This window comes from Anaerovibrio sp., from assembly GCF_051866355.1.
GTDB lineage: Bacteria > Bacillota > Negativicutes > Selenomonadales > Selenomonadaceae > Anaerovibrio.
Genome location: NZ_JBJDWZ010000111.1, coordinates 1 through 6,903, shown reverse-complemented (window position 1 = coordinate 6,903; position 6,903 = coordinate 1). Strand labels below are relative to the sequence as shown.

Annotated in this window: 8 protein-coding genes; 1 reads left to right on the top strand and 7 read right to left on the bottom strand. The window is 51.1% G+C overall.

Annotation, left to right across the window (positions count from 1 at the left end):
- From ACI3UA_RS05995 to ACI3UA_RS05985, 3 genes are all read right to left on the bottom strand, one after another.
- The coding region (locus ACI3UA_RS05995) for a methyl-accepting chemotaxis protein (RefSeq protein ID WP_439723915.1) at positions 1 to 1,262 on the bottom strand (1,262 nt) is incomplete at its 3' end.
- 27 nt (positions 1,263 to 1,289) lie between these two features.
- On the bottom strand, positions 1,290 to 2,561 hold the full coding sequence (locus tag ACI3UA_RS05990) for a diguanylate cyclase domain-containing protein (RefSeq protein ID WP_439723914.1): 1,272 nt from the start codon (positions 2,559 to 2,561) through the stop codon (positions 1,290 to 1,292).
- A 234-nt stretch (positions 2,562 to 2,795) separates the two neighbouring features.
- The gene (locus ACI3UA_RS05985) at positions 2,796 to 3,071 is read right to left on the bottom strand and encodes an HU family DNA-binding protein (RefSeq protein ID WP_439723913.1); all 276 of its coding nucleotides are present in this window, start codon (positions 3,069 to 3,071) and stop codon (positions 2,796 to 2,798) included.
- Positions 3,072 to 3,269: 198 nt separating this feature from the next.
- Here ACI3UA_RS05985 and ACI3UA_RS05980 point away from each other — a divergent pair, with 198 nt between their 5' ends.
- Positions 3,270 to 4,079 (top strand): MurR/RpiR family transcriptional regulator, encoded by an 810-nt coding sequence (locus ACI3UA_RS05980; protein ID WP_439723912.1) that lies wholly within the window; start codon positions 3,270 to 3,272, stop codon positions 4,077 to 4,079.
- Between the two features lie 221 nt (positions 4,080 to 4,300).
- Here ACI3UA_RS05980 and fba read toward each other — a convergent pair whose 3' ends face one another.
- The 4 genes from fba to ACI3UA_RS05960 form a co-directional block, all read right to left on the bottom strand.
- The gene (gene fba, locus ACI3UA_RS05975; RefSeq protein WP_439723911.1) at positions 4,301 to 5,149 is read right to left on the bottom strand and encodes a class II fructose-1,6-bisphosphate aldolase; all 849 of its coding nucleotides are present in this window, start codon (positions 5,147 to 5,149) and stop codon (positions 4,301 to 4,303) included.
- Between the two features lie 30 nt (positions 5,150 to 5,179).
- Positions 5,180 to 5,485, bottom strand: coding sequence for a PTS lactose/cellobiose transporter subunit IIA (locus ACI3UA_RS05970; protein WP_439723910.1), 306 nt, complete (start codon positions 5,483 to 5,485; stop codon positions 5,180 to 5,182).
- A 106-nt stretch (positions 5,486 to 5,591) separates the two neighbouring features.
- A complete protein-coding gene (gene lacB, locus ACI3UA_RS05965; protein WP_439723909.1) occupies positions 5,592 to 6,107 on the bottom strand; it encodes a galactose-6-phosphate isomerase subunit LacB in 516 nt (171 codons plus the stop codon).
- Positions 6,108 to 6,143: 36 nt separating this feature from the next.
- The gene (locus tag ACI3UA_RS05960) at positions 6,144 to 6,563 is read right to left on the bottom strand and encodes an RpiB/LacA/LacB family sugar-phosphate isomerase (protein ID WP_439723908.1); all 420 of its coding nucleotides are present in this window, start codon (positions 6,561 to 6,563) and stop codon (positions 6,144 to 6,146) included.
- Between the last annotated feature and the right edge of the window lie 340 nt (positions 6,564 to 6,903).

Below are 6,903 nucleotides of genomic sequence, written 5' to 3'. Positions count from 1 at the left end.
ATCTGCTGGCTCTGCTCGCCCAGCCTCTCTATAACCTGCGCAATATCGGTAACAGTTGCGTCAATGGTTTCCATGTTGTTTACGGCAGTCCCCACATTGGCGCGGCCCTGCTCGGCCACCTCGTCAGTTTCCTGAATCTTGTGGCTGCTCTCACGAATCGTTGCGGAGAACTCCTCCATGTGAGCGGTCAGGTTGCTGACATTGCCGGAGGCAGTCTCCACCTCGGTAAACTGCTCACTGCAGGAGCCAGCCACATTCATGACGGATTCAGCAATGGACTTGCTGACAGTAGCCGCCTGCTCGGAAGTGGAGGTCAGCTCCTGGGAAGCCGCCGCCAGATACTCGGCCGTCTCCACAATCTGCTGCATCAGCTTCAGCAGCTTGCCCTGCATATCATCCATGGCATGGGTCATGACACCCAGCTCGTCCGGCCGCCTTGCCAGCTCGGCCATCTCGGCCGCATCCTCCTGATGGGCACGGAAATCGCCGTCACCCATCCACTGAATATGCTTAGTAACCAGCTGAATCGGTGTGGCGATGCGCTTGCCGATAAACACGGCAAAGGCCACAAAAATCACCAGCAGGAACAGGATAACGACCACCGCCGTCAGGATGCTGCTCTGCAGCTCATCTGCCAGCAGTGCCTCCTCCTCAGCTACCTGGGCATCAATCTGGTCAATCCAGACACCGGTGCCGATTACCCAGCCCCACGGCTGGAAGCACACGGTATAGTTTCTCTTTGGCAGAGGCGTGGTTTCATTCGGCTTGGCAAACATCAGGTCAGTAAAGCCGCCGCCTTCCTTCAGACCGTTGGCCAGCATTTCCTTGATAAAGTATGTGCCATTCGGGTCTACCAGGTCAATACGTGACTTGCCCTCGGAAGGACGCCCTAACAGAACCACATTCACGCCTTCCTTGGTATCAATCCAGAAGTAGCCCTTGCCACCATCGTAGCGCAAATCACGCACCATGTCGGCAGCCTGCTTCTGAGCCTGCTCCCTGGTAAGCTCACCGGCCTGCTCCTTCTTGTGCAGCTGTTCAAGAATGCTGAACGCCACCTGGGTTTCACCCTTCAGGCTGGCCTCCACATTGGCCTCCAAATTTTCACGATAATGCGTCAGCTGCGCGTGATTGTTCTGAATCTGCGAAAAGATAAAGAACCCGCCGATGGATAACGCCGTGGCCACAGCCACACCGGCAATAACGCCAATCAGCAGTACCTTAATCGACCTGAAATTCCCCATTTCTTTAAAATCTGTCATCGCACATACCCCCTAAAATAACTCCACTCATGCATCCATATCATACATGTTGCTGTTATAGAAGCAATACTTGTTCTTCCCGCTTTTCTTTGCTTCATACATGGCTATATCGCCCTGATGCAGAAGCACATCAACAGGCGTACCCTTATCCTCGCCCACAACAACACCTATGCTCACTGAAAGTCCCCTGAACTCCTCTGTCTGCGAAAAAAACGCATGCACATCGCTCATGAACCTGTCCAGCCTGTGCTGCATTCTTGCCTTGCCGATTTCACCGCGCACACCAACCACAAACTCGTCACCGCCCAAACGGGCAACTACATCCTTCTCAAAATGCTCCGCCAGGAGGTCTGAAAATCCTATCAGGGCATCGTCTCCTGCCTGATGCCCGAACCTGTCATTCAGCTCCTTGAAAAAGTCCAAATCCATGTAGCAGAGGGACAAAACCTCCCGCTGTACCAGCTTGCCCATCTTCAAGAAGAAATAACGACGGTTCAGAAGTCCCGTCAGCTCATCTGTCTGAGCCTGATTCAAAAGCTTCTTGCGATAGGCCATCTCCTTGGTGATATCCTTGGCAACCCCCACAGTGCCAATGAACTCGCCATCGTCATACAGCGGTGTCTTCAGCGTAATCATTTCCCGCATGCCTTCAGGGCCCTTGACATGCTCACGGTAGCGGCAGGTCCTCCCCGCCTCCTTTACATCCTGCTCTGTCTCCAGGCAGACAAACTCACCAGCCGCATACTCCTCCGGTGTCAGACCCCAGATGTAGTAATGCTGCTTGCCCCGGATATCCTCCTTGGTCTTTTCCACGATGTTGCAGAAAGCGTCATTGACGCGCCAATGCTCACCATGACGCCCCTTGAACCAAATCAGATCCATACTGGTATCAATGACGGCCTGCAGCTCCATTTCCCAGAGCCAGGCATCCTTCTTCAGCTTTATATCCTTCATCAGGCGGCTGAAAAGCAGCGATGCCGTATCCCGTGCCAGCCTGCCCGGCCACACCACGTTCACCGCCGCCAGTTCCTGGCAGGACAGTCCGGAGGCATCATCCCGGCAGACGACACATACAGCCCTGTCGCCAGCCAGCTGCCTGGCCTCTGTAGCCCCCAGCCCGGCAGCCTCCTTGAAAATAACTATATCTGCTCCGCTGATATCAGCCTCATCAACATCCTCGGCCTTATCTGCCACCACAAAACGGTGCGTAAACCATTCCAGCGGCTCCACGGCTTTGATGGCATCAGCTGCCTCCGCCTCCAGCCCCAGCAGACAAATAGAAAAATCACATTTATACACGCGGCTCACACCCCTTATCCGCAAACAAATGTGGAACTAATTACAACATTCCATCCCGAATACTATACAAACATATCGTTAAACAAATTGTTTATATAGTCATATTCGCTATTTAATTGAAAAATCCTTCTTTTTTTACAAAATATTTCGTTTTCCACCCAAAAATACCGAAAAAAAAGCCATCGAACAAATCGACAGCTCTTTTTGATGTGCAATTCCGGAAAATGCCGGGAATTACTTGTTTACCGCATCCTTCAAGGCCTTGCCTGGCTTGAAAGCCGGAACCTTGGCAGCGGCAATCTGAATCTCCTCGCCGGTCTGCGGATTGCGGCCGGTACGGGCAGCACGATCTCTTACCTCAAAAGTACCGAAACCGATAACCTGGACATTCTCGCCAGCAACCAGAGCCTCCTGCACGGTGCTAAAGAAGGCATTTACAACTGCCTCGGTATCCTTCTGGGTAAGCTCAGCCTTTTTTGCAACATTTGCAATCAATTCTGCTTTTGTCATTTCACAAAATCCCCTTTCGGTTTTTAATACGCAAGCTATAATACCACATATTGCGGCGTTTGTCCAATATTTCTTAGAACTTTCATTCCTTGCGCATGAAATTTTCAGAAAGATAGTGCTGATTACCTAGATAATTAGCAAAATTATCTAATTTATGCTATTATAGCTATATGAAAAAATATTTGCGAGGTGCAGGCTATGCTCATTAAAATTGAACACGATTTTCTGGAGAAAATGACCGAAACGGAAAAAAACGTCATCAGCTTCATCAACTCCAACGCCCAGAAGATTTCCAACATGTCCATCAGCGATCTGGCAGAGGCCACCTATTCCTCCCCTGCCACCGTGTCACGCACCATCAAAAAATGCGGCATCTCCGGCTTTGCAGAGCTTCGGTACATGCTGACCCAGCACACGGAAACAAAGCAGGACACCACCGACATCAACGAGATTTTTAACAAATCCCTGACGGAAATCAGCAGCACCATAGACCAGCTCTCCATTGATACTATCCTCAAGGCCGTGGAGGAAATCCAGAAGGCGGAGAAGATTTTTGTTTTCTCCAAGGGGCTGTCCAACCAGGTGGCATCGGAGATGACCCTGAAGCTGCAGGTGCTGGGAAAATGCGTCATTCTCAACACCGACTCCAACATCATGCAGGAGCTGAGCGGCCATTCCGACCAGAAATCCGTGGTGCTTATCTTCTCCATGTCAGGCAGTACGCCGGAGCTCATCTCTGCTGCCGAGAGGGCCTCCATGATGGGCGCACGGGTCATTGCCATCACCTGCGCACCGCCGGAGCTGCCGCTGAACAAGATAGCACACATCAGGCTGCAGGGCTACAGCCACAGGAACCGCTCCTTTACGCGGGTGGACGTCACCTCCCGCCTGCCTCTTTACGTTATCAGCCGCATCCTCATTGACTACCTGATGATTCAGCACCAGCAGGAGGAAGCCAGAAGCCTGGCACGGGAAAAGGCGAAAAGCAGCCGCAATTACCATGTGTGATATGCGCAATCTGTTCCTGCCTGATAAATCGTAAAACACATAAAATAAAAACACGTTGGCAGTACCCACGAAAACACGCTCTCGCTCATCGTTGTGCCTCGCGTTACTAACATTCATCTATCGCCTGCGGCTCTGATGAATGAAGTAACGAGGCACAACAAAGGTTTTCTTAGGGTACATACCAACGTGTTTTTGTTCGTGCCTATACGAACAAAAACAGTTTATGCCTTGTTCACGGAGCCGCAGACCTCAATCTTCTGCTCCACGTACTTCTGCACCTCAGCCATGCCCTGCTTGCAATACTTCTTCGGGTCAAAGGCCTCCGGATTGGCAGCCATGAACTCCTTTACGCCCTTGGTAAAGGCGATACGCAGGTCAGTAGCATAGTTTACCTTGCAGATACCGTTCTTTACGGAAGTAGTAACCTGATCGTCAGGCACACCGGAGGTACCATGCAGTACCAGCGGAATGTCCACCAGATCGCGGATGGTAGCAATCAAATCAGTATTTACATGAGGAATACCCTTGTATACGCCATGTGCCGTGCCCACGCCGATTGCCAGATAATCCACACCGGTCTGTTCAACAAAAATCTTTGCCTCGTCAGGATTGGTGTATGGATTGTCATCGCCGCCGTCAAGATCATCCTCCTTGCCGCCGACCTTGCCCAGCTCGCCCTCAACGGACACGCCGCCCGGATGGCAGGCATCTACAACGCTCTTGGTCAGGGCAATATTATCCTCCAGGGACAGCTTGGAGCCGTCAATCATGATGGAGGTATAGCCTGCGCGATAAGCGGCCATAGCGCGGTCAAAGCTATCGCCGTGGTCAAGGTGCATAACTACAGGCACCTTGCTGCGTGCAGCTGCAGCTGCCACATTGGCGTAGTAATAGTCCACACCGGCATACTTGATGGTGCCAGGGGTAGTCTGCATGATAACCGGGGAATTCTTTGCCTCGGCAGCAGCCAGCACAGCCATAACCATTTCCATATTCTCAACATTGAAGGCACCGATGGCATACTTGCCCTTCTTGGCCTCCAGCAGCATCTCTTTTGCGGTAACTAACATCTTAAAATTCCTCCTGCCTGACAGCCCGAATTATTTCATCATCTTCATGAAACGCTTGCACATATCACCCAGCAGCATGGCGTTCATCAGGTGGTCCTGTGCATGCACCATCAGGAAGCACAGCTCCATATCCTCGCCACCAGCCTCCCTGGCAATCATGTCAGTCTGGGAATCATGGGCGCTGAGAACGGTTTCATAGCCCTCGCTAATCAGCTTCTCTGCTTCATCCCAGTTCTTATCAGCCATGTAATCCATAGCCTTCAAAAACTGGGTACGTGCCTCACCTGCATAGGCTACGATTTCCATAGCCACCATTTCCATATCTTCCTTAGTCATTTTAAGTATCCCCCTTAATAAAACATCTAAACATTCTTCTCAAAACTTCTCAGGTAATGCAATGCCATATCCCGCAAAAGATAAGCCATTACATCATACCACATTATCAATCGTGATAGTAGCCCTCTGCCCACTTCTGCTCAAACTCATCAAACAGGGCATCATTCTCGATGCAGTCATTCTCAGGTACCATGGCATCGATTTTGGCAATCAGGGCCTCCTTCTCCGGAGTAGGCTTGTACTCAGCCTTCAGGAAGGCCTCAAGAATGTACTCGATAGTGCCTACGCCCAGCACGCGGCCGCCGCAGCCGATAACATTGGCATTCAGATCCTCCTTGGCAGCAATGGCAGTCTGCACATCAGCTACGCAGGCACCGCGGATGCCCTTTACCTTTACAGCGGAGTTGTTGATGCCGATGCCGGTACCGCAGATGCACACACCCAGGTCAGCCTGACCGGTAACTACGGCCTTTGCCACCTTGCGGCCAAAGATTGGATAATGGGTGCGGATAAAATCATAAGTACCTACATCAATAACCTCATGCCCCTGCTTCTTCAGGAACTCAGCCGCCTTAATCTTAATATCAGTAACAATATGGTCACAGCCAATAGCGATTTTCATAGTTCGTTTTCCTCCTGTATCAAGTTATCCTGCTTATTAAAGCTCACGGTTCAGCATATCGATGCGAATCTGGTGACGGCCGCCATCATACTCGGTCTTGACAAAATTCTCAGCCAGCTGGCAGGAAAGCACATCAGCAGTAACATTGCAGCCCATGGTAATAATCTGGGTGCTGTTGTGATGGCGCGTCATGCTGGAGGTATAGTCCTCATATACAGGTGCGCACACAATGCCGTGGTTCTTGGCGGCGATATTAAACGGAATCACGCCATAATCATCAACCACGATACCCCTGGTAATCTCTCCCTTGTTCACCAGCTCCACCACGTTCATGGTAGCGGTGAAAATATCCTTGTCAGAAACATCCACAACCTCATAGCCGGCACCATCCAGATGTGCCTTGATAACGTCCTTCAAACGGGTACCAACCTCATTGGCGGCAATTGCAACCTTCATGTTCCATTCTCCTTTGCATCATTTATTCATCTGACACCGCTCAGGCACAGCAGCCTGCTACTCGCCTGCATCCGCCTGTCCCCTGCGGTGTTTCCCTTGCTATGGTTACATTATAGGACACTATCAGCACAGGATGTTTTCAGCCTTTGAAAGCATTTTCATATTATCATCGCCATAGCCATAGCCCCATTTTCCGGCGGCTTTCCCTGCTTCGCAGTGCGCTCAGGGGCTATTTTCCGGCAAACAAAAAGAGCAGGCTCAAAACCTGCTCCTATCTGACGCGTCAGCCCCACAGCTCCAGCGCTTTTTTCGCCATGCGGCTGCCATAAATACGAAACGT